The following is a 24,495-nucleotide window of genomic DNA, read 5'->3' as shown; positions in this document are numbered from 1 at the left end:
AGTGATCTCTTCCAAAGTTGCAATCTATTTGAAGCAGTTTAACTAACTGCCATTAACTTAAACATCCAGATTTTGTACGTATTGTGCATTTTCTTCAATAAAGTTCCTGCGTGGCTCCACCCTGTCTCCCATCAGCATGTCAAATACCTGATCAGCATCCATAGCATCCGATAGATCCACTTGCAGCAGCGTACGGTTTTCTGGATCCATTGTGGTCTCCCACAGCTGGGTCGCATTCATTTCCCCTAGGCCCTTATACCGCTGCAGACCGGGTTTCGGTGTCTTTGGAATCTTTGCCAGAATTTGGTCCAATTCTGCATCATTATATGCATAATAGGCATTCTTCCCCTGCTGCACCTTAAAGAGAGGAGGCTGGGCAATATATATATAACCATTTTCAATCAACGGGCGCATATACCGGTAGAAAAACGTTAATAATAAGGTGCGGATGTGAGCCCCATCGACATCGGCATCTGTCATGATGACAATCTTATGATAACGTGCTTTTGAAATATCAAATTCTTCCCCGATGCCTGTTCCAAGTGCAGTAATCATCGAGCGTACTTCATTGTTAGAGAGAATTCTGTCCAGACGGGCCTTTTCGACATTCAATATCTTTCCCCGCAATGGAAGGATGGCCTGAAAATGTCTATCCCGTCCGGCTTTTGCTGAACCACCGGCGGAATCACCCTCTACGATATAAAGCTCACTGATTTCTGCATTTCTGGACGAGCAGTCGGCAAGTTTTCCCGGCAGATTGGATACTTCCAGGGCACTCTTTCTCCTGGTCAGTTCTCTCGCCTTTTTGGCGGCCATCCGAGCACGAGAAGCCATTAGCCCTTTTTCTACAATAATTTTTCCTATGGACGGATTTTCAAATAGAAATTTGGAAAATTCTTCACTGAATATCCCATCCACAACAGTTCGAACTTCACTGTTGCCCAATTTTGTCTTCGTCTGCCCCTCAAATTGAGGATCAGGGTGCTTAACGGATACGATAGCCGTCATCCCTTCCCGTACATCATCACCGGAAAGGTTCGGGTCATTCTCTTTAAATAAATTATTTTTGCGCGCATAATCATTGACCACTCGTGTCAGACCGGTACGAAAACCCGATTCGTGGGTGCCTCCCTCGTACGTATGGATATTATTGGCATAGGAATACAAATTGCTGGAAAAGCCATCATTGTATTGGATGGAAATTTCCACCGCAATGCCCTGTTCTTCTCCTTCTGCATAAAAAGGTTCATGCAGGGTATCTCTTGTTCTGTTCAAATATTCTACATAAGAATTAATGCCGCCTTCATAAAAATAGCTTACCGGCTCTTCACCTGTCCGCTTATCCTCTACCGTGATGGTCAGTCCCTTATTTAGGAAAGCAAGTTCACGCAGCCGTTGGGACAGTACCTCATACTCGTATTCGGTTGTCTCCGTGAAAATCTCCTTATCCGGTGTAAAATGGATGACGGTCCCGGTGATTTCCGTCTCACCGATCACTTCAATTTCGCCTTGTGGGACGCCTTTCTTAAATTCGAGGAAATAGATGTTGTTATCCCGGTGCACATATACCTCCAGACTGCTGGAAAGTGCGTTGACCACGGAAGCACCCACTCCATGAAGTCCCCCGGAAACCTTATATCCGCCCCCGCCGAATTTACCACCGGCATGAAGAACGGTCATAATTACTTCCAAGGCAGGACGGCCGGTTTTTTTCTGGATATCGACAGGTATACCCCGGCCATTGTCCTTCACAGTTATACTGTTGTCCTCTTCAATGATTACTTGAATATGATCGCAATAGCCAGCCAGTGCTTCGTCAATACTGTTATCGACAATTTCCCAGACGAGATGGTGGAGCCCTTTCCCACTAGTAGAGCCAATGTACATACCAGGCCTTTTACGGACAGCTTCCAAGCCTTCCAGCACCTGTATTTGATCTGCTCCATAAGCCTGTTCGTTCATATTCTTATCTTCCATTGCCATCATTCCACCTTCATTTCTTCATAGTCGGCTGCAGGTACATCTGCTGCCAGAGGTTTTCTTTACTCTTCATCTAATTCTTCATCTTTAATTTCATCTGAATAGTCATCCAGTTTGCTGATGGTGGAAATCATACTAGCCCTTTTCTTCAGCGTACTGACTGACAGTTGGCTGTAGTAGATGATTTCCTTGGTGATCATCACTGATTTGGCCTCCGCCATGGGCCCCAGCACTTTTTTCTTTACAGCCCATTCCGTTATCATCTCTTCCATGATAGAAGAGGAGGAAATCAGGTTGTAATCAAGGATGGCGATTACATCCTTAGACTGGATGACATGATCATTTCCTATATGAATAAACATAAGCATGGCTCCCCTTGGATTAGGTATCGACAGTTCCGCCGTCTACGTGGAACTGTTCGGCTTTTCGTAATGTCTCGTGATTAATCCCATCCACGCTTGTAGTAGATACAAAGGTTTGAACCCTGCCTTGGATGGTGTGCAGCAAATGGGATTGACGATAGTCATCCAGTTCACTAAGTACATCGTCCAAGAGAAGGATTGGATATTCGCCTATCTCATTATAGATCAGTTCTATTTCTGCTAACTTCACAGATAAAGCAGCAGTACGCTGCTGCCCCTGAGATCCATAGACCTGTACGTCCTTCCCGTTAACCTTGAATATCAGATCATCCCTGTGTGGACCGAGAAGCGTCGTGCCGCGGTCTATTTCTTTTTCTTCGATTTCCTGGAATCTTCGGAGATAGATAGTTTCTATTTTTTCCTTATTTTCCTCTTCTGATACTTCTATTGTGGAATTATATTGAATTTCCAGCTGTTCCAGGCTCCTGCTGATTCCGTGATGGATCGGCCCGGCCCACTTTCTCAGCAATTCCAAAAAAACAAACCGCCTCTCCAATAGTGACGCGGCATGATCTGCTAATTGATCTGTCATTACCCGCAGCATGGTCGGATCGTTCATTTCCCTCCGCTGCAGCTGCTTCAATAAATGGTTTCGCTGTTTTAGTATTTTTTGATATTGCCCCAAGTGATAGATATAACGGGGTTGTATCTGCCCAAGCTCCATATCAATAAAACGCCTGCGTGTATGGGGAGGGCCTTTTACCAATGCCAGGTCCTCAGGTGCAAACATGACAATGTTCATCGCTCCGATATAATCACTCAGGCGCTGTTGCTCTATCCTGTTCAGTTTAGCCTTTTTACCTTTTGTCGATAAGATGATTTCAAGCGGGAAGGATTGGCTGCGTTTTGTGACCCGCCCTTCAATTCTGGCAAAATCCTTCTCCCACTGGATCAGTTCTTTCTCTTTGGAAGTCCGGTGCGACTTGGTTAGCGCCAATACATAGATGGCTTCCATCAAATTCGTTTTGCCTTGTGCATTCTCACCGATGATGAGATTCACTTTGTCATCAAAAGCGATATCCAGCTTCTCATAATTACGGTAATTTTTCAGCTGCAGCTGCTCAATGTGCATGCATTAATCCTCTTTTGTTACGAGGTAGGTTCCAAAGCCTTCCACTTCGATCACATCGTCAGGATATAATTTCCTTCCGCGGCGATGCTCGCGCTCCCCGTTCACCAATACCCCTTCATCCTGCAGAAAAGCCTTGACCATTCCGCCTGATTCCAGAATATTTGCAAGCTTAATGAATTGCCCTAGCTGGATATACTCTGTATTTATTTCAATCTGTTCCTGCAATTTTACTCACCAAATTTCATTGGATAATTAACGATTATACTCTAAAACGTTCTATAACCTATTTTACTAAAGTTTTTGCAATAAAGAAAGGTCAGCCCCTCGATTTGTAAAAAAAACGCTTATATAGCCTTTATTTTGCTTCAGGGAAATGAAAAGCTCTCATCGAATAACGATAAGAGCTTTATTTTTCTACTATTATGTCCTCTGAACAGCCATTTTATGCAATCAGAGTATTTATCTGGTTTTCACTCAATATGTCCGTACTGGCAGGATCAGTTGCAGGATTGGATCTTCATTTGCCGGGCGGATGATGAACGGGCGCATGGCTCCGGTGAATTCAATTTTCACTTCTTCATAATCGATGGCCCGCAGCGCCTCCATCATGTATTTTGAACTGAAAGAAATCTTCAATTCTTCTCCTTCGATGGAGGACACAGTGAGATCTTCTGCGACCGTTCCCACTTCTGGAGAATTACTGGTGATTTCGACAAGCGATTCCCCTTGTGCCGACAGACGTACGACATTGTTCCGCTCTTCCTTGGCTAGTAGTGAAGCACGGTCAATGGATCCGAGCAGTTCCTTTGTTTTCGCATAGATGACCGTTTTGCTTTGGTCAGGAATCAGCCTGGAGGTTTCCGGATAGTTCCCGTCAAGAAGGCGCGACAGGAAATTAAGATGTCTGGTACGGAAGAGAATTTGGTTATTGGTCACACTGATTTCCACCTTTTCTTCCGAGTCGGCCAAAATTTTATTCAATTCGTTCAGGCTTTTTCCGGGAACGACAATATTCGGGAACTCCGTGTTTGCATTAGGGACAGGAATTTCCCTGGAAGCCAGTCGGTGGCTGTCTGTGGCGGTAAAGGAAAGTTTATGGTCCGCCAGCTTCATATTTACGCCGGTGAGAATCGGCCGGGTTTCCATCGTGGAAACAGCGAATACTGTCTGTTTGATCATGCTTTTCAATAGATCTGTCGGGATTTCAAAACTGTCGTCAGTTTGCAGTTTTGGAAGTTGTGGATATTCTTCTGCATCCTGGCCGTTTAAATTGAATTCCGCATTGCCTGATCGTATCGTAACTTTCAAATTTTCATCAGCGGTGATCTCTACCGTTTTCTCTGGCAGCTTTTTGACAATATCCGGGAAGTATTTCGCCTGGAGGACAATGCTTCCTTCTTCGATCTGCTCTACATTGACATTTCCGTCTTCCTCAGCAGGAATGTACGATTCGATGGAAATATCAGAGTCACTTCCGGTAAGCGTTATTCCATGATGTTTTGCTTCAACCTTCATCCCCGTCAAAATCGGTATTACTGTTCTGGACGAGATTGCTTTCATTACATCCTGGACACTTGCTATCAATTGATCACGTTGAATAATGAATTTCATGAAATAAATCCTCCTAATGGAAGTTCTTTATATATATTTTTATTTATAAAATACCGTAATAATAGTAATAAGGGCTGTGTTTATGTGGATAAGTCAATTTTTTCGTCATTTCTTCAGAGTTATCCACTGTGGACAACTTGTTTATAATTCTGCACTCGCCTCCACAGTATCCACATGGGGATATTCTACAGCAAGATATTAAAATGTCTTCAGCTGCTCTTTCAACTCTTCCAGTTCACGATTCAAAGATGTATCGTTTTCCAGCATCTTTGCGATCTTTTCATGGGCATGGATAACCGTGGTATGATCCCGTCCGCCAAATTCTTCGCCGATTTTAGGCAGGGAGTAATCGGTCATTTCCCGGGACAAGTACATAGCTATCTGCCTAGGGAATGCGATGGATTTAGTACGCTTCTTAGCGATGAAATCTTCCAACCGCACGTTGTACTTTTCTCCGACAGCTTCCATGATGCTGTTAATGGTGATGACTTTCGGTTTGCTGCTGGGAATGATGTCCTTTAATGCATCAGCAGCAAGTGAGGCATCAATATCCTGGTTGACTAAAGAGGAATATGCAACAACTCGAATAAGGGCCCCTTCCAGTTCACGTATATTTGTGTCGATCTGATTGGCAATATACAGCATCACTTCGTTAGGTATATCCAACCCCTCGGCCTTTGCCTTCTTGGTCAAGATAGCAATCCTTGTTTCAAGGTCCGGCGGCGTTATATCCGTGATTAACCCCCATTCGAAGCGGGAACGCAAACGATCCTCCAGTGTAGGAATCTCCTTAGGTGGCCGGTCACTGGAAATGATGATTTGCTTGCTTTCTTCATGCAGCGTATTGAAAGTATGGAAAAATTCTTCCTGTGTCGATTCTTTGCCAGCGATGAATTGTATATCATCAATCAAGAGCACATCGACATTCCGGTACTTATTCCGGAAATTGATGGTTTTGTTGTCCATAATGGCGTTGATGAATTCGTTCGTGAATTTTTCTGACGATAAATAGACGACTTTGGCATTTGGGTCATGCTCACGAACATAATGTCCAATTGCATTCATCAGGTGAGTTTTGCCGAGGCCGACCCCTCCATAGATGAAGAGGGGGTTGTATGCTTTAGCAGGTGCCTCTGCCACTGCCAAGGATGCAGCATGGGCAAAACGGTTTCCAGCTCCGATCACAAAGGTGTCAAACGTATATTTGGAATTGAGCATCGATTTGGGCACATCACCATTATTTGCGGCATCAGTCGTTGGTTTGGGCTCTGCTTCCGGTTCTTCGTCATGCGAAACGGATTCAGGGATGATAAATTTCGTTGTCAGCCTGGTCCCTGTAATTTCTTCTAAAATGTTAGAAATTAGATTGGTATATTGATTTTCCAGCCAATCCCTAGCGAACTCATTTGGTGCAGATATAACCAGGGTATTTTCTTCGATTTTCTCGGCATTGGTATTCTTTAGCCAGGTATCGAAGCTAGGCTTACTAATTTTTTCTTCAATTTTCTCCAGGGTTGCAACCCACAGATCATCGATGTTTTCCAACCTGATTTCACTCCTTTCACGGATAAATGACAGAAAAAGCCTATCTCTCCGCTGGGGAAAGGATAAGGCTCTATATGATAAACCGAACTTCAGTTAATGCAAATGCAGATTGAAATCATAGATTTTTTCTCATCCCCTTGTGGATAGAGAAAGGTTTTACAGAAGGGGAATTAAAAAGTTTATGAACGCTATCCACATTTCTGTTGATAAGTATATCAACGAGGGTGTGTATAATTATCCACAGGCTATCCACAAATTGTGGGTAAGTTTTGGTGGAGGAAATCCATCCACAAGAGTTAAACACAAATATAATACCAAATAAATACAAGCAGTGCAATGCATTTCCGACACTTATCCACAAATCCCAACACCTGTATATATTTTTCTTCCACAACCCTATATTTTGTGAGTTTCTTGTCGATATGTGATGTGGATAGTCAGACTAGCATAGTAAAACAACTGACAAGGGGTGTGGATAAATAGAGGGGGCGGCATTCTGTATTAGAACAGGTGTATTAGTACAGAATGAATCCAGGAGATCAGGCAGCCTTCTAATATTTAAAAAGAGAGTTGACAAGGGAACATATTAGAATTTATAATTACAAAGACTGTCTATGGATGGATGAAAAGAAAATTTGATATACAGGGTAGTAGAACCCCTTTAGGGAGGTGCAGAAATTATGAAAAGAACATTCCAACCAAATAACCGTAAGCGTAAAAAAGTTCACGGCTTCCGTACACGTATGAGCTCTAAAAATGGACGTAAAGTTCTCGCTCGTCGTCGCCGTAAAGGAAGAAAAGTATTATCTGCATAGGCCACTGAAATTTCAGTGGTCTTTTTCTTCATTTGAATACAATTAAGGAATATCGTTCTTTTACATAATAGCTCGTAACCGCTCGGGTGGTTTGCTGCAGTAAAGGTGATCAGTGATGAAAAAAGAGTTCAGAATCAAAAAGAATGAAGAGTTTCAATTTGCTTTTAAGCGTGGAAAGTCTTTTGCCAATCGCCAGCTTGTTATATACTATGTAAGGAAGCCTGGGCAGAAGCATTTCCGCATCGGTCTTTCGGTGGGGAAGAAAATTGGAAACGCTGTGACCAGAAACAGGATCAAAAGGTACCTCCGCCAGGCGTTTCAGGAAATGGAGGAACATCTTCCTGATGAATATGATATTGTCATTATTGCTAGAAAGCCGACAAAGGACATGGAATTTGGTCAAATTAAAAAAAGTTTGAATCATTTATTATATAAGGAACGCTTACTCAAAAATGACAGAAATAATGGCTGAAGGAACATCCAGCATGAAAAGGGGGCGAACATCTCCTGCTTTTCTGGGCGTCTGGGGGATGACATTTCCATAGAATCACCCGCAGAATTACGTTAGAATAGCAAGTAGAAATTTGCCCTTGTCAGCCTGGGGTGTCGTGTGGGACATGCCGGGTTTTGAAGAAGTTAGGAGGAAAAAGAAAGTGCAGAAAAAATATATGCTGCTGCTAATGCTCATTGGGGCAACGGCACTATTGACAGGCTGTATGGAAGTTGACCAGCCGATCACTTCGGAGAGCGAGGGGATCTGGAACAGCTTCTTCGTCTATCCGCTGTCCTGGGCTATCATTAATATAGCTGAAGTATTCAATGAAAGTTATGGTATTTCCATTATCATTCTTACCGTCATTATCAGGCTGGTATTACTTCCACTGAACGTAAAGCAGCTCAAAAGTACAAAAGCAATGCAGGCGATACAGCCGGAACTGCAGGAATTGCAGAAAAAATATAGTTCCAAGGATCAGCAGACACAGCAGAAACTGCAGCAGGAGACGATGGCTCTGTTCCAGAAGCATGGTGTAAACCCACTTGCTGGATGTCTTCCGATATTAGTTCAGATGCCGATACTGATTGCCATGTATCATGCAATTATGCGGACAGGTGAAGTCAGTACGCATTCGTTCCTGTGGTTTGAACTCGGCTCACCGGATCCGTACTTCATCCTGCCGATACTGACAGCAGGTTTCACATATCTGCAGCAAAAGTTGATGATGTCAACGAATGCTACAGCGAAGACGAACCCGCAGATGGCTGTCCAAATGCAGATCATGCTTTATGTTATGCCATTGATGATTGGGATATTTGCGGTATTTTTCCCGGCGGCATTGGCATTATACTGGGTGACCGGTAATATCTTCATGGTAATACAGGTTCTACTTATCAATAAGCCAATGATGAGCAATAATGGAGGAGAAAAATAGTGAAGGAATTAACTGCCAGCGGTCAAACGGTTGATGAGGCGGTTCATTCAGCTTTAGAGCAATTAAACACCACGAAGGACCAAGTGGACGTTGAAGTAATTGATCAGGGGAAAAAGGGGATATTTGGCTTCGGTGCGAAGCGTGCAGTTGTAAAAGTAACCCTTCATAGGAACCCGGCAGAGGAAACGGCGGACTACTTAAAAAAAGTAACTGAAAACATGGGAGTAGATGTACAGGTCCATACAAAGATTGGCGGAAAGCACATCACCTATGAGTTAATCGGTGAACATTTAGCCAGCTTAATCGGCAGGCGTGGCCAGACGCTCAATGCACTTCAGTATTTGGCGCAGCTCGCCATTAATAGAGAAAACGACCGTTACTACACTGTTATGATTGATGCAGAAGGTTATCGGGAGAGGCGAAAAGAATCATTGGAGGCATTGGCGATCAAGATGGCGGAAAAGGCGAAGCGGCTTGATAAAAAAGTCGCTCTTGACCCTATGCCTTCTTTTGAACGGAAAATTGTCCATAATACCCTACAAAATAGGGGAGTCTCCACTTATTCAGATGGGGCGGAACCACATCGCCATATCGTCATAAAACCAGATTGATACAAGAAAAAAGTCTCGGATGTTCCGAGGCTTTTTTTATTGCAGGAAACCCCATAAATGACGGATGGTTAACAGGCGCAACCCATCCAGCTCCTGCGGCGACGTAGCTCTGCACGTTATTCTTATTGCATACCCACCGTTGAGGGAGAGCAGCTTTATGCCTTTGTTCGGGATATTTTTTTAATAAACGGTGCTGTTTGGGGAGATACTAGGGTAAAAGGAGTATTGAGATGAATCATTTTAGCGGAACGGTCTTTAGTGGAGAGTTCGATGTACCAGGAGAGGTCTTTTATCTGACCCAGGTAAAAACCCTTTCCACCCAGTCCACCCTAAGTGGAAAGCAGCTTCTCCAGCTGTCGAGTTACCTGGAAAAACAGAGCGACTCATGTACTATTACTGTCAATGATCAGCTGCCCGTGCTACTTAAGAAGGAAGAAGTGGAGCAACTGCAGGATGATTTGGACAGCATTTTAAAAAGTTTACATTGATTTTCTTCATATTGACTGGATTTCTGCAGAACCTAAAGTGGAAAAGGAGGCAGATCATATGGATAAGAAGGGAAAAATCAGCAGGGAAGATGCTGAAAAAGTCGCAGAGAAAATGTATGATCCGGAAGATTACCAAAGCGGTGGAGAATTGTCCAAAGGGATGGCTATCACACATGAGCAGGTATCGGACGATTATATGGAAGGCACCATTGACGGAAAGATAGACCAGGTTGATGAGCAAGGTGAACTTACCAGTAAGCATGGCAGGGACATAGAGAGAAAAGGATATAAATAAAAAGTATGCAAAGGGCCGATTATCCACATGTGGATAATCGGCCCTTTCTAGGCAGTTAAAAATAATTTGTGGATAACTTTATTTTTGCTTTCATTTGTGATATTCTATTAAGTTAGTGACGACTGAAATTGGTTGTTGCTAAAAAGACACTTATAATTAACGTTTAAATATATAAATAGGAATGTTGGAGGTGAAATGATGGAAACAGATACAATTACTGCAATATCTACGCCCACTGGAGAAGGGGCGATTGCGATTGTCAGATTAAGTGGTCCGGAGGCAATTTCTGTTGCATCAGAAGTGTTTAAGGGCAAAGAGCTGAAAAAGGTGGATTCCCACACGATCCATTACGGGAAAATTATCGAACCGGAGACTGGTGAAGTTGCCGAGGAAGTAATGGTTTCCGTCATGCATGCGCCGAAAACATTCACCCGGGAAGATGTCGTCGAGATTAATTGCCACGGTGGGATGGTCGCTGTCAATCGTGTATTGGAAATCCTCCTCTCCAAAGGGGCTAGACTCGCCGAGCCGGGTGAGTTCACCAAAAGAGCTTTTCTGAATGGGCGGATCGACCTGTCACAGGCTGAAGCAGTCATGGATTTGATCCGGGCGAAAACAGACAAAGCCATGTCTGTTGCATTGAAACAGATGGACGGAAGGCTTTCAGGGCTAATTCAGAAATACCGGCAAACATTGCTGGAAACTGTAGCCCATGTCGAAGTGAATATCGACTATCCAGAGTATGATGATGTGGAAGAAATGTCCCATGAAATGATGCGTGAAAAGACCAAAGAGGTTCATGCAGAAATTGAAGAGCTGCTGCAAGTGGCCAAACAAGGGAAAATCCTCAGGGAAGGGCTGGCGACGGCCATTATCGGACGGCCGAATGTCGGGAAGTCATCCTTGATGAACACGCTCGTACAGGAAAATAAGGCAATCGTTACAGAAGTTCCTGGAACCACGAGAGATGTGATAGAGGAATATGTCAATGTACGCGGAGTTCCTTTGAGGTTAGTCGACACAGCTGGTATCAGGGAAACAGAGGATATTGTAGAGAAGATCGGGGTGGAAAGATCCCGTCAGGTTCTGAAGGAGTCAGATTTGATTCTTTTTGTGCTGAATAATAATGAGGAATTGACAGAGGAAGATAAAAAGCTTTTTGAGGCAGTTAAAGGCCTTGAATATATTGTCATCATCAATAAAACGGATTTGGAACGGAAGCTTGATTTGGATGAAGTAAACAGGCTGACGGAAGGGAATCCATTGGTGACGACTTCCCTTCTGAAAGAAGAAGGGGTGGATGAACTGGAGACAGCTATTGCTAAAACTTTCTTCTCCGGTGAAATAGATACAGGTGACTTAACGTATGTCTCCAATGTAAGGCATATTCAATTGTTGAAACAAGCCAAAGCGGCACTTGAGGAAGCGATGGAAGGCATCGAACTCGGCATGCCGATGGATATCGTTCAGATAGATGTAACAAGAACGTGGGAATTTTTAGGTGAAATTATTGGCGATACGGCTAGTGATAGCCTGATTGACCAACTGTTCTCGCAATTTTGCCTTGGAAAATAGACAGTAATTTTATGATAATAGAAAGGATGAAGAGCAATGACATATAATGCAGGCCATTATGATGTAATCGTCATTGGCGCGGGGCATGCCGGAGTTGAAGCTGGTTATGCTGCGGCGCGGATGGGCGCAAAAACATTGATGTTGACCTTGAATCTTGATATGGTCGCCTTTATGCCGTGCAACCCTTCGGTCGGCGGACCTGCAAAAGGGATCGTCGTACGTGAAGTGGATGCTCTCGGCGGCTTGATGGCAAAAGTGATAGATAAAACGTATATCCAAATGAGAATGCTTAATACCGGGAAAGGGCCGGCCGTACAGGCATTGCGTGCCCAAGCAGATAAACCGGAATATATCAAAGAGATGAAGAACCTCATTGAAAATGAGAAGAACCTCACCTTGAGGCAAGGTATGGTAAATGAACTGATTGTGGAAGATGGTGTCTGCAAAGGTGTCATCACGGAAACAAAGGCAGCCTATTCAGCGGAAACCGTCATTATCACTACAGGTACATTCAACCGTGGCAAAGTTTTGATGGGAGACCTGGAATACGAAAGCGGTCCGAATAATCAACGTGTATCTGTCAAGCTTTCAGAGCATCTGGAAGAGCTTGGATTTGAACTGACAAGGTTCAAAACTGGAACACCGCCACGTGTCAACAGCCATACTATCGACTACTCCAAGACGGAAATCCAACCGGGGGACGACAAACCACAGGGATTCTCCTATGAAACAACGGAATTCATTACTGACCAGATTCCATGCTGGCTGACGTATACGAATGAATTCACCCATGAAGTGATCAATGAAAACCTAAGCCTGTCAGCTATGTATTCCGGCATGAAGCGGGGAACAGGGCCGCGTTACTGTCCTTCTATTGAAGATAAGATTGTCCGCTTCAATGATAAGCCTCGTCATCAAATCTTCCTCGAACCCGAAGGAAGAGATACGGAAGAGGTGTATGTACAAGGATTGTCCACTTCCCTGCCGGAATCGGTACAACATGAAATGGTCCGCAGTGTAGAAGGTCTTGAAAATGCAGAAATTATGCGTGCAGGATATGCGATCGAGTATGATGCCATTGTTCCTACACAACTGTGGCCAACGCTGGAGACAAAGAAAATTTCCGGGCTTTATACAGCCGGACAAATCAACGGTACATCCGGTTATGAAGAAGCTGCAGCACAAGGTATCATGGCAGGAATCAACGCAGCCGCAAAAACGCTAGGCAAGGAACCAGTTATCCTGGACCGTTCCCAAGCTTATATCGGTGTATTGATTGATGACCTGGTAACGAAAGGGACTAATGAGCCGTACCGTCTGCTTACTTCCCGTGCAGAATACCGCCTGCTCCTTCGCCATGACAATGCAGACCTAAGGTTGACAGAACTTGGATACAACCTTGGATTGATTTCAGAGGAGCGCTATAACCGGTTCACGGAAAAGAAAGAGTTGGTGGAAGCGGAGAAGAAAAGATTGGATAAAATCATTATTAAGCCGACCGATGAAGTGCAAACAATTATGAAAGAGGCCGGTGGCACTCCACTGAAGGAGGCCGTCCGTGCCTATGACCTGATCAAACGCCCTGAACTTTCTTATGATCTGGTAACCCGGATGATTGATTCTAGCCCTGAGCTTCCAGAGGAAGTGAAAGAACAGGTGGGAATTCAAATCAAGTATGAGGGTTATATTCAGAAGGCACATGAACAGGTAGCGCGTATGCTTAAAATGGAAGATAAGAAAATACCGGAAGACATTGATTATGATGATATCAATGGGCTTGCTACAGAAGCGATAGAAAAACTGAAAAAAGTCCGCCCGCTTTCTGTAGGACAAGCTTCCCGCATCTCCGGGGTGAATCCTGCCGATGTCTCCATTCTGCTGGTTTATATTGAACAGGGGAACATAGCCCGAGTTGCAAATTAATCAGGGATAAGGAACAAGGCTGAAAACATTTAATAAAGAACAGCCCCTCCCGTTCAGAGGGGGAAGGGCTGTCTTACATAAGGAGCAATCCACCAATGAATCCAGAACAGTTTGTGAAAGTGTTAGAAGAGAAAGGGATAGAATTGAGTGAATGGCAGCAGAAACAGTTTTCCATTTATTTTCGTGTATTGATTGAATGGAATGAGAAGATCAATCTGACAGGCTTGACTGAAAGGGAAGATGTATATCTGAAGCATTTTTATGATTCCATCACCGCTGCCTTCCATTATGATTTTAACCGGGAACTTTCCATCTGTGATGTAGGGGCTGGTGCAGGATTTCCAAGCATCCCGCTGAAAATCTGTTTCCCGGAATTAAAAGTTACTATTGTAGACTCTTTAAAAAAACGAATCGGTTTTCTCAATCAGCTGGCTTCAGACCTAGATCTCAAAGATGTTGCTTTCTATCATGACCGTGCGGAAAACTTCGGAAAAAATGGAGCATTCAGAGAATCCTTTGATGTCGTGACTGCCAGGGCGGTTGCCCGAATGTCTGTACTCAGTGAATTATGCTTGCCGCTAGTTCGAAAAAATGGAGTCTTTATTGCCATGAAGGGCGCCCGTGCAGACGAGGAATTAAATGCTGCCCGATCCGCCATTGAGATCCTTGGCGGCGAACTGAATGAGACGTATACATTTTCCTTGCCAGAGGAGGAAAGTGAACGGTCTATCGTCCTTATTGATAAGCAAAGAAAAACACCAAAAAAATATCCAAGAAAAGCTGGTACACCAAACAAGGATCCTATTGAATAGTTTGGCGTGAGCGGCTCCTTTGCTATATAATAATTACAAGCTAATATATTCTTTTTCTCCATACCTATGGTAAAATAGAATCAGAAACTGAGACGGCATACGCTATCGCACGCAGCAGTTCGCAACTGCAGCGTTTTTTCTTATGATAAAGCTTTCAACATATAATTGTTCCACGTGGAACAGTTTAATATAGATCCAGAAAAGAAATGACTAGTAGTTTTGACAAAAGGTGGTGTCTGTGTGGTCAGTCCTTTTAATCGAATCTTTGGTTTGGGAGACAAATCAGATTCTGAACCGCAGGAAAGCTACAATCCAGACGAAGTGATTCAACTTCCGATAAGTAAAATAGAACCTAATAGATTTCAGCCCCGCTCTATTTTTAGTGAAGAAAAGATAAAGGAACTTGCTCAGACCATAAATACACATGGGATGATTCAGCCCATTGTTGTCCGTAAAATGGAGGGCGAGGAAGACAGGTATGAATTAATTGCCGGGGAGCGCCGCTGGCGTGCGGTTCAGACTTTGGAATGGGAGAATATCTCTGCCATTATCCGTGATATGACCGACGCAGAGACTGCCTCTGTTGCTTTAATTGAGAACTTGCAGCGGGAAGAACTAACCGTTATTGAAGAAGCAATGGCTTATGCCAAACTGCTGGAACTTCATTCGCTGACACAGGAAGCCTTAGCACAAAGGCTCGGTAAAAATCAGTCTACTGTTGCCAATAAGCTCAGGTTGTTAAAATTGCCTGAAGAGGTCCAACAGGCTTTGATGAATAAGGCAATTACGGAAAGGCATGCCCGTGCGTTGATTAAACTGGGGGATCAGGAGCAGCAGCTGCTTCTCCAGGAAATCGTCGATCAGGATTTGAACGTAAAGCAGACGGAAGATAGAATTACAAAAATGAATCAGCCAAGAGAAGAGAAAAAGCAAAAAAAATCCAAGCTCAAAGGTTTTAATAAAGATATACGAATAGCGATGAATACGATTCGCCAATCTTTAAGCATGGTCTCTGATACGGGTGTAGATGTGGAATCTGATGAGAAAGAATTAGATGATTATTATCAGATCACCATTAAGATACCCAAGAAGAAATAATTTTAATTATAAATAATTCCGCAAATACCCATTCTTGCTATAAGAATGGGTATTTCCTGTTGATCGCTCATAATCACTGGGGTTATAGAAATCATTTCATAAATAGGGATGCTGATAATTCAGCAGCTATTGCAGGAGTCCTGTCTGTGGAGAAGAGAGGTCACAGCGTGTATGCCTCCAGCTGGCCGCGTAAATCCGTTGGGCTGGCTAAATGTAAGGGTGGAAGGGTCCTTTATTTCCTTTATAAGAAAAACTGTGAAATGGTGTGGGATTCGGAGAAAAGCCTAGTAGTTTCTATTGGAATAATGATAGAATAGAGAAATAAGAAAATAATAGCATTTCTAGGCGGTTTGCAAGTTTTTACTAAAATAGGTAGGTGTCAACATGGGAAAAATATTGTCCATCGCGAATCAAAAAGGCGGCGTTGGAAAAACAACTTCATCGGTTAACTTAAGTGCTTGCCTAGCCCAATTGGGGAAAAAGGTGCTCCTGGTTGATACGGACCCTCAGGGTAATGCTACCAGCGGAGTTGGTGTCAACAAGGCCGATATGGACCAATGTATTTATAATGTCCTGGTAGAGGACTTGCCGGCGGAAGAAGTTTGTGTGTCATCCAGCGTTAATAACTTGGATATTATACCAGCTACGATACAGCTTGCTGGGGCGGAAATAGAGCTGGTCCCGACGATCTCCAGGGAAATCCGGTTGAAGAAAGCTTTGGAAAGTCTGAAAGATGATTATGATTTTATCATTATAGATTGCCCTCCTTCCCTTGGATTGCTCACGATTAATGCTTTGACTGCTTCTGACACGGTAATGATACCGGTACAGTGCGAATACTATGCCTTGGAGGGGTTGAGCCAGTTGCTTAATTCCATTCGTCTAGTACAGAAGCATTTGAACAAAGATCTAATGATCGAGGGTGTACTACTTACCATGCTTGATGCGCGGACTAATCTAGGGATCCAAGTGATCGAAGAAGTGAAGAAGTATTTTCAGGATAAAGTCTATCAATCAATTATTCCTCGTAACATACGGCTGGGAGAGGCTCCAAGTCATGGGCAGCCGATCATTACATATGATCCTAAGTCGAGGGGTGCAGAAGTATATCTTGAATTGGCGAAGGAAGTGATGGCTAATGGCGAAAGGGTTAGGTAAGGGGTTAGATGCTGTCTTTCACGGGATCGATTATAAGGAGGAGGATTCCATTCAAGAAGTCTCCATTAAACAATGCCGTCCCAACCCGTATCAGCCTAGAAAAACCTTTCAGGCTGATGCGATAGAGGAATTGAAGGAGTCCATTCTGGAATATGGCATTATCCAGCCCCTTATTGTCCGTAAAAGTATCCGGGGTTTCGAGATTGTGGTGGGGGAAAGGCGTTTCCGTGCTGCTAAAGAGGCGGGGCTTCAGACAGTACCAGTAGTAGTGAAGGATTTATCAGACGCCAATATGATGGAGTTGGCCCTTTTGGAAAACCTGCAAAGGGAGGATCTAACTCCAATTGAAGAAGCTCATGCATATGCTAATCTGATGAATGAATTAAAAATCACCCAAGAAGAGTTATCTAAACGGTTAGGGAAAAGCAGATCCCATATTGCCAACATTGTACGCTTGCTTTCACTGCCCGAACAGGTGATAAACCATATCAATAATGGGGAGCTCTCCATGGGACAGGGGCGTGCACTGCTGGGGCTGAAAGATAAAAACCAGATGACCCCACTTGTTAATAAGATACTACAGGAAAAGCTTAATGTCAGACAAGTAGAGAAACTGATCAATCAGTTGAATGAACATCCTTCCCCCAAGAAAGAAAAAGCGAAAAAAGATATATTTATTCAGGAACGGGAGTCTCTCCTTAGAGAACGTCTCGGCACTTCCGTCAACATACGCAAAGGTAAGCGAAAGGGAAAAATCGAAATCGAATTTCACTCTGACGATGATTTGGAAAGGATTATTGAGGTATTGGAAAAGTAGTTCGAGGGGAATGAGACTGACGTTGATAATGACGTCAGTTTTTCTTTTCATGTAGAGGAAAAAACTATAATTGAAAGGCTGCCCGGTCGTAGATGGATTGAAACGAAACGCCAAAATGTTCCACGTGGAACAAAGGGTATGAATTTATACATATTTATTTGAAAGAAGATCATTCATGGATATGGGGTTGAAAAAATGGCTTTATATGGAACCATTATAAATGGACTATTAATACTTATAGGAAGTACACTTGGATTGTTTTTTACGAAGATACCTGAACGATACAAAGAGACAGTTATGCATGGAATTGGTTTGGCTGTTCTGTTAATAGGACTCCAGATGGCCCTCTCTACAGAAGTCATTATTGTGGTGCTCTTAAGTCTGCTTACGGGGGCGGTGATTGGGGAACTGCTTCATTTGGAAGAAGGGCTCAACCGCTTGGGAGATTGGATTGGCAGTAAATTCACCGTCAGTAAAGAAAAGGAAGGGTTCAGTGTTTCTCAAGGCTTCGTCACCGCTTCGTTGATCTTTGTTATTGGAGCCATGGCAATTATCGGAGCATTGGATAGTGGTATACGCGGAGATCATGAAGTGTTGATTACTAAGGGAATTCTTGATGGGTTTGTTGCCCTTGTATTGACAACTACGCTTGGTTTTGGTGTCGCTTTATCTGTCGTTCCTGTGGTTCTGTATCAAGGAACCATCGCCTTATTGGCGACGCAAATAGAAAGATGGCTTCCAGAAGCCTTCCTCAATGGCTTAATTGTCGAACTGACGGCGGTGGGTGGATTACTGATCATGGCTATCGGCTTCAACATATTAAAAATCACCAAAATACGCATTGGTAATCTCCTTCCTTCCGTCATCACTATCGTGGTCATCTATTATCTTTATCAGCTTTTTTAATGGAAGACAGAAATGAGCAGAGGCGATCAATATGCAACAGGCAACGAAAACCATATATGAAACGATCATGCTGCTCCTAGTGATGGTTACGCTTGCCGGTATTTGGACAGACAATGCTTATAATTCTATCATTCACTGGCTTGTATGGGGAATATTCGTGGTTGATTTCCTCATCCGCTTCCTTACAGCTGATGAGAAGTGGGAGTTTGTTAAACAGCATCCCTTCCTTTTATTGGCTATTATTCCATTTGATCAATTTTTTCAAGTGGCCAGGATTGTGAGGATCATCTATCTATTTAGGATCAAGACCATAACCAAGTACTATATTACACCGGTCATTGAGAAATTGACCTATTCTTCTTTGCTGCGCCTAGCAGGGGCTGTGCTTTGTCTGGTTCTGATTGAATCATTGTTTCTATGGCAGCTTGAGAGCAGCATGGACTCTTATCTGGGCTCTTTCTACATAACCGGGACCCGATTGATATTATTTGGCCGTGAGGTGGATTCCATAGAGCATCCATTATCCATTTTTCTGCTGACAGGCACTTCTGTTATTGGGGTGCTGCTGCAAGGAATAGCATTACAATGGGGCTTCTCCAAGGCTGAAACTATATATAGGAAGAGAAAAGGGAGAACAAAAGGAATGGTAGTAGAAAAGAAAAGTCAATAACTTGCATAAAGAGACCCCTCCGCCCGATAAGATGGAGGGGTTTCTTAATAGAAAAGGGGGGGTTACATATAATTCAGTGTACCCCTTTTTTTATTTTTTAAAACCACAGATGGCGAGGAATTCTCCCAAGTTAATTGTCTGTCGAGCGCGCTGAGCAGTTCAGCTGTTTTTTCGGCCATATCCGCAACAAGTGATAACCTTGTATTCTGCAAAACGGAAGCTTCCATAAAGCCGCCGACATTCACTACTCCTGTTATATGCATATCACCAATCGGAGGAAGAGGTTTGTTTAAAGCTGCACCGGGTTTGACGGGTCCTCTCGCAGCAATCAGGTGCCCTATAGATCCACTTTTTCCCAGACAGGCATCAATGGCAATGATGAAGGATTGCCGATGTGCTTCTTCAATCAGTTTGATATAGTCGTTAAGATTGGTTGCATGTACCGGGTATTTCAGGGTGCCGTAAATGGTAAGGTGTTTCGGCCTCATATCAGTTAAATAGGTGCCTGTCAGGGGACCTAAAGCATCACCGGTGGAGCGGTCAGTGCCAATGCACACAACCACAAATTCCTTCGGGAGGTCGGGCAGCCAGGAGAAAATTCTTTGGAGCATACTATCTTGAAGGCCGGGATTGGTATGAAGCATACGAAAAGTCTCCTGTTGCATTCCAAAACGCTTCTTTAGATTCATAGCTTATCCTCCATAAACATATTGGTATAGTATACGGATTTTTTGCGGTGTCTATACATTAAAACTTTAAGATAATGGAGGAAAAAACATGTGGAGAGCTGGTCTGAAGTGGATGTTTTTGATTATTGGAACTACAATAGGTGCCGGGTATGCTTCTGGACGAGAATTATGGCAGTTTTTTGGCCATGAAAGCGGACTGGCTATTCTCTTGTTTGTCATCTTTTTCTCTGTTTCCTGTGCAGTGATTCTAAAAATAAGCAGTCAGAAGAGTTCCACCCATTACCTCCCAGTGCTGCGGGATATCGTGGGCAGACGACTGACCGGTATCTATGATTTGATGATATTTCTCTACCTATTTACCACTACGGTCGTCATGATTGCCGGAAGCGGTGCAACTGGACAGGCGTTTAATTTCAGTTATTGGTGGGGTATAGGTGTAATGGTGATTGCACTTCTTCTCCTCTTTCTTAAGGATATAAATGGATTGCTTGTGATTAACCAGTTAATTCTGCCGCTCCTTCTTGGCGGACTCCTCTTCATTCTTTTTAGTTTCACATTCGATCAGGGTTTGGAGTTATTCTCCCATTGGGACGAACAGCGGAACTGGGCGGCTGCATTCCCATTTACGGCATTGAATATCCTTCCGTTAATTGCAGTCCTGGGGGCGATTGGCGATAAAGTGAAAGGGAGTCAAGAGATATGGATAGCATGCTGTGGGAGCGGGTTGGTGCTAGGGGTCATTTCATATATTTATAATAACAGTCTGATTCAGATTGCTGATGAACTGTTATTATATGAGATTCCTTTATTCGCCATATTGAAAGGCTATCCTTTCCCCATGCTTGTTTTCATGGGGGTTCTCCTATGGTTCGCTATATTCACCACAGCAGCTTCAGGGATAATGGGAATTGTCACGAGAGTCAGGGAATATTTCAACCAACCATTAAGCTTGCTTGTAGCTGTGACCTTAGCTACAATGATTCCATTAACTACCTTAGGCTTCTCCACTCTCATCGCCTATGTCTATCCGATCTATGGCATCTTGAACTTATATGTTCTGACACGTTTGTTGTTATATCCTCTGTGGAGCAGAATGGAGAAGAAATAAACATAGCATAGCAGTATAGGAGGAAACGAATTGGATTCGGTGAATGAGGAAATATCGACTTTTTGGGATTATCTGACGGGTCCTGAGCTATGGACAACCATTGCCCAAGGTGCGCTGCAAATCTTTTTCATTATTTTGTTTGCCGCCATTATCGTCAAGGTATCCAAGAATCTGGTGGACAGAGTCTTTTCGAACAAACGGAAGGGCCCTTTAAGAATCAGTGAACGCAGAGAAAAGACTTTGACAAGGCTGATAAAAAGTGTCGTCACATATTTTGTATATTTCGTAGCAATCGTCATGATACTCAGTGTATTTGAGATTCAAGTAGGACCGCTCCTGGCCGGTGCTGGTGTTGTAGGCCTTGCGATCGGTTTCGGTGCGCAGAATCTGGTGCGTGATATCATCTCGGGTTTCTTCATCATTTTTGAAGACCAGTTTTCTGTGGGAGATTATGTTGCTGTTGCAGGTATAGAGGGAACAGTGGAAGAAATCGGCCTGCGTATAACCAAGGTGCTCAGCTGGACCGGTGAAATGCATATTCTCCCCAACGGAAATGTCACTCAGGTTACCAACTATTCTGTCCATAACGGGCTGGCCATTGTGGACATCCATGTGCCATATGAAAGTGAAGTGGAGGAAGCGGAAAGCCTGATCAATGAGGCGGCTGCTGATTTCCCTGACAAATATGACTTTATCGTAGGAATTCCTGAAATCATCGGGGTACAGAACCTAGAAGCATCCTATTTCACGATCAGGGTCATTGCAGATACGCTTCCCGGCTTTCAATGGGCCGCGGAACGTAATATTCGACGTGATATGCAGGATAAGCTCTATAAATCCGGCATTGAAATTCCATCCCCGCGTATAGTGATGTATTCTCGTGAACAGCAGGAAGAAATCCGCCAAAACCGAGGACAAGGCCAATAAATTTCCGTTATAATAGAGGAAAAAAGGAGAAGGCCATATGCAGGAAAAAGAATTCGGACTGAATGATATTGTAGAAATGAAGAAGCCGCACCCATGCGGGGAAAACCGCTGGAAAATCATCCGGATGGGGATGGACATCCGGATCAAATGCCAGGGGTGCGGTCACAGTGTAATGATTCCCCGCAGGGACTTCACCAAGAAAATGAAAAAGGTTCTCGAGTCAGCGGAAAACAGCTAAAAATGAGAATTTGCGAAAAGAAATTGCAATATGGGGACAGAAATAGATAAAATGATAGAGTGCAGAGCAAAAATAGGCATACTTCGGTTGTCTATTTTTATTTTTTGGCAACTTGTCAATTAATCGGAACCTATCTATAATGAGATTACGCGTTCATATGAACGGAATCCTTAAGGAGTTGAAAGTTTTATGTCTTTGACAGCAGGAATTGTCGGCCTTCCAAACGTAGGGAAATCTACGCTTTTCAATGCCATTACACAAGCGGGAGCTGAAGCGGCCAATTATCCGTTTGCTACGATCGATCCCAATGTTGGCATTGTGGAGGTTCCAGACAATCGCTTAGATAAATTAACAGAAATGGTAAAACCAAAGAAAACCGTACCGACAGCTTTTGAATTCACAGATATTGCGGGAATCGTCAAAGGAGCCAGTAAGGGGGAAGGCCTGGGGAACCAGTTTCTCTCCCACATCCGTCAGGTAGATGCCATCTGCCAGGTAGTCCGCTGCTTTGCCGATGATAATATCACGCATGTCTCTGGAAAAATCGACCCGATTGATGATATTGAAATCATTAATCTGGAACTGATACTGGCAGATCTCGAGACTGTCAATAAACGGTTGCAGCGGGTAGAAAAGCTTGCCAGGCAAAAAGATAAGGCAGCGGTTGCAGAACAAGAAGTACTTGCTAAATTAAAGGATGGGCTGGAGGAAGAAATGCCTGCCAGAGCGTTGGAATTCTCCGACGAGCAATGGAAGATCGTCAAGGGACTTCACTTGCTCACGAGCAAACCCACCCTGTATGTAGCTAATGTCAGCGAAGAAGAAGTGGCAGATCCCGAAGCAAATGAAAATGTACAAAAAGTGAGGGAATATGCTGCAAAAGAAAATGCCGAAGTGATTGTAGTATGTGCCAAGATTGAAGAGGAGATATCTGAGCTGGACCAGGAGGAAAAAGAAATGTTCCTGGAAGAGCTTGGTATTGCTGAGTCAGGGCTGGACAAGCTGATTAAGGCATCCTATCATCTGCTCGGCCTTGCTACCTACTTTACTGCCGGTGAACAGGAAGTCCGTGCATGGACCTTTCGTAAAGGCATTAAAGCACCTCAGGCAGCCGGAATCATCCATACCGATTTCGAGCGTGGATTCATCCGGGCGGAGACCGTTTCCTATGAGGATCTGGTTGAAGCAGGAAGTATGGGACAGGCCCGTGAAAATGGCAAGGTCCGTTTGGAAGGCAAAGACTATATCGTCAAAGATGGGGACGTCATTCACTTCCGATTTAATGTGTAAGGTCTGAAACTGGAGTGTGTATAACAAAAGCAGGATCTCTCGAAGGCTTGTATTTTAATAGAAGGTTTGGTATAATACATCATTGTGAGTAATTACTATCGATTACTCCTTGCTCTTGTTGCGAAACAGGTTCAATAAACAGGAGCCGCTAAGACCAAAAGGAGGTGTAACGGATGAGAAAATACGAAATCATGTATATCATCCGCCCGGATATTGAGGAAGAAGCGCAGACAAGCTTGATCGAGCGTTTCAACAAAGTCTTGACTGACAACGGGGCGGAGATTGATAAAGTGGATGAAAAAGGCAAGAAGCGTCTTGCTTATGAAATCCAAGACTACCGTGATGGATATTATGTTGTCATCAACTTCAGAAGCGGAGAAGAAGCTATTAATGAATTCGACCGCCTTGCGAAGTTCTCTGATGATATTATTCGTCATATCGCTATTCGAGATGAACAATAATAAGGAGTGGTTCTGATGTTAAATCGTGTCGTGCTAGTTGGCAGGTTAACGAAGGATCCTGACTTGCGTTATACACCCAATGGCGTAGCTGTCGCCAATTTCACCATTGCTGTCAACCGGCCTTTCTCCAACCAACAGGGGAACCGCGAGGCGGATTTCATCAATTGTGTCGTTTGGCGCAGACCAGCCGAAAACCTGGCGAACTATATGAAAAAAGGCAGCATGATTGGTGTCGATGGACGTGTGCAGACACGGACATTTGAAGGCCAGGATGGAAAGACGGTCTTTGTAACGGAAATTGTGGCAGACAGTGTCCAATTCCTAGAATCAAAAGGTTCCTCCCAGGATAGAGGGCAGGATACAGGATTCGGGCAGAACCGTAATCAGAACCAATTTCAAAACCAAAACCAAAATCAATTTCAACCAAATCAGAATCAGAACCACGAGGATCCATTTAAAAATAATGGAGAGCCTATCGATATATCAGATGATGATTTACCTTTTTAAAGGAGGAGGCCGGGAAGATCTTTCCGCCATCCACTTAATCACATGTA

27 protein-coding genes are annotated in these 24,495 nt (G+C 43.6%); 20 read left to right on the top strand and 7 right to left on the bottom strand.

Features of this window, described 5'->3' with window-relative positions:
- Window positions 1–57: 57 nt before the first annotated feature.
- The 6 genes from gyrB to dnaA all read right to left on the bottom strand — a co-directional run bounded on the left by gyrB (window position 58) and on the right by dnaA (window position 6,630).
- Window positions 58–1,983: a DNA topoisomerase (ATP-hydrolyzing) subunit B gene (gene gyrB / locus ACFODW_RS10540; protein ID WP_390306135.1), complete on the bottom strand. Its 1,926-nt coding sequence runs from the start codon at window positions 1,981–1,983 to the stop codon at window positions 58–60.
- A 59-nt stretch (window positions 1,984–2,042) separates the two neighbouring features.
- Window positions 2,043–2,342 carry an extracellular matrix regulator RemB gene (remB, locus tag ACFODW_RS10535; protein WP_390306133.1) on the bottom strand — a complete coding sequence of 100 codons (300 nt, stop codon included), beginning with the start codon at window positions 2,340–2,342 and terminating at the stop codon, window positions 2,043–2,045.
- Between the two features lie 19 nt (window positions 2,343–2,361).
- Window positions 2,362–3,474: a DNA replication/repair protein RecF gene (gene recF / locus ACFODW_RS10530; RefSeq protein WP_390306131.1), complete on the bottom strand. Its 1,113-nt coding sequence runs from the start codon at window positions 3,472–3,474 to the stop codon at window positions 2,362–2,364.
- A 3-nt stretch (window positions 3,475–3,477) separates the two neighbouring features.
- On the bottom strand, window positions 3,478–3,699 hold the full coding sequence (gene yaaA / locus ACFODW_RS10525; protein WP_390306129.1) for a S4 domain-containing protein YaaA: 222 nt from the start codon (window positions 3,697–3,699) through the stop codon (window positions 3,478–3,480).
- Between the two features lie 249 nt (window positions 3,700–3,948).
- A complete protein-coding gene (gene dnaN, locus ACFODW_RS10520; RefSeq protein ID WP_390306127.1) occupies window positions 3,949–5,085 on the bottom strand; it encodes a DNA polymerase III subunit beta in 1,137 nt (378 codons plus the stop codon).
- Between the two features lie 198 nt (window positions 5,086–5,283).
- Window positions 5,284–6,630 (bottom strand): chromosomal replication initiator protein DnaA, encoded by a 1,347-nt coding sequence (gene dnaA, locus ACFODW_RS10515; protein WP_390306124.1) that lies wholly within the window; start codon window positions 6,628–6,630, stop codon window positions 5,284–5,286.
- A 680-nt stretch (window positions 6,631–7,310) separates the two neighbouring features.
- On the opposite strand from dnaA, the gene rpmH reads away from it, so the two are divergent.
- From rpmH to ACFODW_RS10445, 14 genes are all read left to right on the top strand, one after another.
- Window positions 7,311–7,445 (top strand): 50S ribosomal protein L34, encoded by a 135-nt coding sequence (gene rpmH, locus ACFODW_RS10510; RefSeq protein WP_205091424.1) that lies wholly within the window; start codon window positions 7,311–7,313, stop codon window positions 7,443–7,445.
- Window positions 7,446–7,560: 115 nt separating this feature from the next.
- Window positions 7,561–7,917: a ribonuclease P protein component gene (gene rnpA, locus ACFODW_RS10505; protein ID WP_390306122.1), complete on the top strand. Its 357-nt coding sequence runs from the start codon at window positions 7,561–7,563 to the stop codon at window positions 7,915–7,917.
- Window positions 7,918–8,113: 196 nt separating this feature from the next.
- On the top strand, window positions 8,114–8,875 hold the full coding sequence (gene spoIIIJ / locus ACFODW_RS10500) for a YidC family membrane integrase SpoIIIJ (RefSeq protein ID WP_390306304.1): 762 nt from the start codon (window positions 8,114–8,116) through the stop codon (window positions 8,873–8,875).
- Window positions 8,875–9,486 (top strand): RNA-binding cell elongation regulator Jag/EloR, encoded by a 612-nt coding sequence (gene jag, locus ACFODW_RS10495; RefSeq protein WP_390306120.1) that lies wholly within the window; start codon window positions 8,875–8,877, stop codon window positions 9,484–9,486. The genes spoIIIJ and jag overlap by 1 nt, the downstream gene beginning before the upstream one ends.
- A 230-nt stretch (window positions 9,487–9,716) precedes the next feature.
- A complete protein-coding gene (locus ACFODW_RS10490; protein ID WP_390306118.1) occupies window positions 9,717–9,974 on the top strand; it encodes a hypothetical protein in 258 nt (85 codons plus the stop codon).
- A gap of 58 nt (window positions 9,975–10,032) precedes the next feature.
- Complete coding sequence (locus ACFODW_RS10485) at window positions 10,033–10,269, top strand: YozQ family protein (RefSeq protein ID WP_390306116.1); 237 nt, start codon at window positions 10,033–10,035, stop codon at window positions 10,267–10,269.
- 198 nt (window positions 10,270–10,467) lie between these two features.
- On the top strand, window positions 10,468–11,844 hold the full coding sequence (mnmE, locus tag ACFODW_RS10480) for a tRNA uridine-5-carboxymethylaminomethyl(34) synthesis GTPase MnmE (protein WP_390306114.1): 1,377 nt from the start codon (window positions 10,468–10,470) through the stop codon (window positions 11,842–11,844).
- 36 nt (window positions 11,845–11,880) lie between these two features.
- Window positions 11,881–13,767, top strand: a complete 1,887-nt coding sequence (gene mnmG, locus ACFODW_RS10475) for a tRNA uridine-5-carboxymethylaminomethyl(34) synthesis enzyme MnmG (RefSeq protein WP_390306111.1) — start codon at window positions 11,881–11,883, stop codon at window positions 13,765–13,767.
- A gap of 95 nt (window positions 13,768–13,862) precedes the next feature.
- Window positions 13,863–14,579, top strand: a complete 717-nt coding sequence (gene rsmG / locus ACFODW_RS10470; RefSeq protein WP_390306109.1) for a 16S rRNA (guanine(527)-N(7))-methyltransferase RsmG — start codon at window positions 13,863–13,865, stop codon at window positions 14,577–14,579.
- A 240-nt stretch (window positions 14,580–14,819) separates the two neighbouring features.
- Entirely contained in the window at window positions 14,820–15,677 is an 858-nt protein-coding gene (gene noc / locus ACFODW_RS10465) for a nucleoid occlusion protein (RefSeq protein ID WP_390306107.1), read from the top strand.
- Window positions 15,678–16,061: 384 nt separating this feature from the next.
- Entirely contained in the window at window positions 16,062–16,835 is a 774-nt protein-coding gene (locus ACFODW_RS10460) for a ParA family protein (RefSeq protein ID WP_390306105.1), read from the top strand.
- Window positions 16,816–17,652, top strand: coding sequence for a ParB/RepB/Spo0J family partition protein (locus ACFODW_RS10455; protein ID WP_390306103.1), 837 nt, complete (start codon window positions 16,816–16,818; stop codon window positions 17,650–17,652). The genes ACFODW_RS10460 and ACFODW_RS10455 overlap by 20 nt, the downstream gene beginning before the upstream one ends.
- Before the next feature lie 195 nt (window positions 17,653–17,847).
- Complete coding sequence (locus ACFODW_RS10450) at window positions 17,848–18,558, top strand: DUF554 domain-containing protein (RefSeq protein ID WP_390306100.1); 711 nt, start codon at window positions 17,848–17,850, stop codon at window positions 18,556–18,558.
- 31 nt (window positions 18,559–18,589) lie between these two features.
- The gene (locus tag ACFODW_RS10445; protein WP_390306098.1) at window positions 18,590–19,228 is read left to right on the top strand and encodes a transporter; all 639 of its coding nucleotides are present in this window, start codon (window positions 18,590–18,592) and stop codon (window positions 19,226–19,228) included.
- A gap of 62 nt (window positions 19,229–19,290) precedes the next feature.
- On the opposite strand, the gene yyaC is transcribed toward ACFODW_RS10445, so the two are convergent.
- Window positions 19,291–19,917 carry a spore protease YyaC gene (gene yyaC, locus ACFODW_RS10440; RefSeq protein WP_390306096.1) on the bottom strand — a complete coding sequence of 209 codons (627 nt, stop codon included), beginning with the start codon at window positions 19,915–19,917 and terminating at the stop codon, window positions 19,291–19,293.
- 88 nt (window positions 19,918–20,005) lie between these two features.
- On the opposite strand from yyaC, the gene ACFODW_RS10435 reads away from it, so the two are divergent.
- The 6 genes from ACFODW_RS10435 to ssb all read left to right on the top strand — a co-directional run bounded on the left by ACFODW_RS10435 (window position 20,006) and on the right by ssb (window position 24,448).
- Entirely contained in the window at window positions 20,006–21,025 is a 1,020-nt protein-coding gene (locus tag ACFODW_RS10435) for a YkvI family membrane protein (protein WP_390306094.1), read from the top strand.
- Between the two features lie 30 nt (window positions 21,026–21,055).
- Window positions 21,056–21,952, top strand: coding sequence for a mechanosensitive ion channel family protein (locus ACFODW_RS10430; protein ID WP_390306092.1), 897 nt, complete (start codon window positions 21,056–21,058; stop codon window positions 21,950–21,952).
- A gap of 37 nt (window positions 21,953–21,989) precedes the next feature.
- Complete coding sequence (locus tag ACFODW_RS10425; protein ID WP_390306090.1) at window positions 21,990–22,190, top strand: DUF951 domain-containing protein; 201 nt, start codon at window positions 21,990–21,992, stop codon at window positions 22,188–22,190.
- A gap of 189 nt (window positions 22,191–22,379) precedes the next feature.
- Complete coding sequence (ychF, locus tag ACFODW_RS10420) at window positions 22,380–23,480, top strand: redox-regulated ATPase YchF (RefSeq protein ID WP_390306088.1); 1,101 nt, start codon at window positions 22,380–22,382, stop codon at window positions 23,478–23,480.
- A gap of 173 nt (window positions 23,481–23,653) precedes the next feature.
- Window positions 23,654–23,941: a 30S ribosomal protein S6 gene (gene rpsF / locus ACFODW_RS10415; protein ID WP_390306086.1), complete on the top strand. Its 288-nt coding sequence runs from the start codon at window positions 23,654–23,656 to the stop codon at window positions 23,939–23,941.
- A gap of 15 nt (window positions 23,942–23,956) precedes the next feature.
- On the top strand, window positions 23,957–24,448 hold the full coding sequence (ssb, locus tag ACFODW_RS10410) for a single-stranded DNA-binding protein (protein WP_390306084.1): 492 nt from the start codon (window positions 23,957–23,959) through the stop codon (window positions 24,446–24,448).
- Window positions 24,449–24,495: the final 47 nt, after the last annotated feature.

Source organism: Virgibacillus sediminis, from assembly GCF_042643265.1.
In the GTDB taxonomy this organism is placed as follows: domain Bacteria; phylum Bacillota; class Bacilli; order Bacillales; family Amphibacillaceae; genus Virgibacillus_O; species Virgibacillus_O sediminis.
Note: the sequence above shows the minus strand (reverse complement) of the source record. Positions and strands in the feature narration are given on the sequence as shown.

What these genes read in the sequence shown, in the direction of transcription:
- gyrB (WP_390306135.1), bottom strand. Translation starts at nt 1,983, where the DNA reads ATGGCAATGGAAGATAAGAATATGAACGAACAGGCTTATGGAGCAGAT.
- remB (WP_390306133.1), bottom strand. Translation starts at nt 2,342, where the DNA reads ATGTTTATTCATATAGGAAATGATCATGTCATCCAGTCTAAGGATGTA.
- recF (WP_390306131.1), bottom strand. Translation starts at nt 3,474, where the DNA reads ATGCACATTGAGCAGCTGCAGCTGAAAAATTACCGTAATTATGAGAAG.
- dnaN (WP_390306127.1), bottom strand. Translation starts at nt 5,085, where the DNA reads ATGAAATTCATTATTCAACGTGATCAATTGATAGCAAGTGTCCAGGAT.
- rpmH (WP_205091424.1), top strand. Translation starts at nt 7,311, where the DNA reads ATGAAAAGAACATTCCAACCAAATAACCGTAAGCGTAAAAAAGTTCAC.
- rnpA (WP_390306122.1), top strand. Translation starts at nt 7,561, where the DNA reads ATGAAAAAAGAGTTCAGAATCAAAAAGAATGAAGAGTTTCAATTTGCT.
- spoIIIJ (WP_390306304.1), top strand. Translation starts at nt 8,114, where the DNA reads ATGCTGCTGCTAATGCTCATTGGGGCAACGGCACTATTGACAGGCTGT.
- ACFODW_RS10490 (WP_390306118.1), top strand. Translation starts at nt 9,717, where the DNA reads ATGAATCATTTTAGCGGAACGGTCTTTAGTGGAGAGTTCGATGTACCA.
- ACFODW_RS10485 (WP_390306116.1), top strand. Translation starts at nt 10,033, where the DNA reads ATGGATAAGAAGGGAAAAATCAGCAGGGAAGATGCTGAAAAAGTCGCA.
- mnmE (WP_390306114.1), top strand. Translation starts at nt 10,468, where the DNA reads ATGGAAACAGATACAATTACTGCAATATCTACGCCCACTGGAGAAGGG.
- mnmG (WP_390306111.1), top strand. Translation starts at nt 11,881, where the DNA reads ATGACATATAATGCAGGCCATTATGATGTAATCGTCATTGGCGCGGGG.
- rsmG (WP_390306109.1), top strand. Translation starts at nt 13,863, where the DNA reads ATGAATCCAGAACAGTTTGTGAAAGTGTTAGAAGAGAAAGGGATAGAA.
- ACFODW_RS10460 (WP_390306105.1), top strand. Translation starts at nt 16,062, where the DNA reads ATGGGAAAAATATTGTCCATCGCGAATCAAAAAGGCGGCGTTGGAAAA.
- ACFODW_RS10455 (WP_390306103.1), top strand. Translation starts at nt 16,816, where the DNA reads ATGGCGAAAGGGTTAGGTAAGGGGTTAGATGCTGTCTTTCACGGGATC.
- ACFODW_RS10450 (WP_390306100.1), top strand. Translation starts at nt 17,848, where the DNA reads ATGGCTTTATATGGAACCATTATAAATGGACTATTAATACTTATAGGA.
- ACFODW_RS10445 (WP_390306098.1), top strand. Translation starts at nt 18,590, where the DNA reads ATGCAACAGGCAACGAAAACCATATATGAAACGATCATGCTGCTCCTA.
- yyaC (WP_390306096.1), bottom strand. Translation starts at nt 19,917, where the DNA reads ATGAATCTAAAGAAGCGTTTTGGAATGCAACAGGAGACTTTTCGTATG.
- ACFODW_RS10435 (WP_390306094.1), top strand. Translation starts at nt 20,006, where the DNA reads ATGTGGAGAGCTGGTCTGAAGTGGATGTTTTTGATTATTGGAACTACA.
- ACFODW_RS10425 (WP_390306090.1), top strand. Translation starts at nt 21,990, where the DNA reads ATGCAGGAAAAAGAATTCGGACTGAATGATATTGTAGAAATGAAGAAG.
- ychF (WP_390306088.1), top strand. Translation starts at nt 22,380, where the DNA reads ATGTCTTTGACAGCAGGAATTGTCGGCCTTCCAAACGTAGGGAAATCT.
- rpsF (WP_390306086.1), top strand. Translation starts at nt 23,654, where the DNA reads ATGAGAAAATACGAAATCATGTATATCATCCGCCCGGATATTGAGGAA.
- ssb (WP_390306084.1), top strand. Translation starts at nt 23,957, where the DNA reads ATGTTAAATCGTGTCGTGCTAGTTGGCAGGTTAACGAAGGATCCTGAC.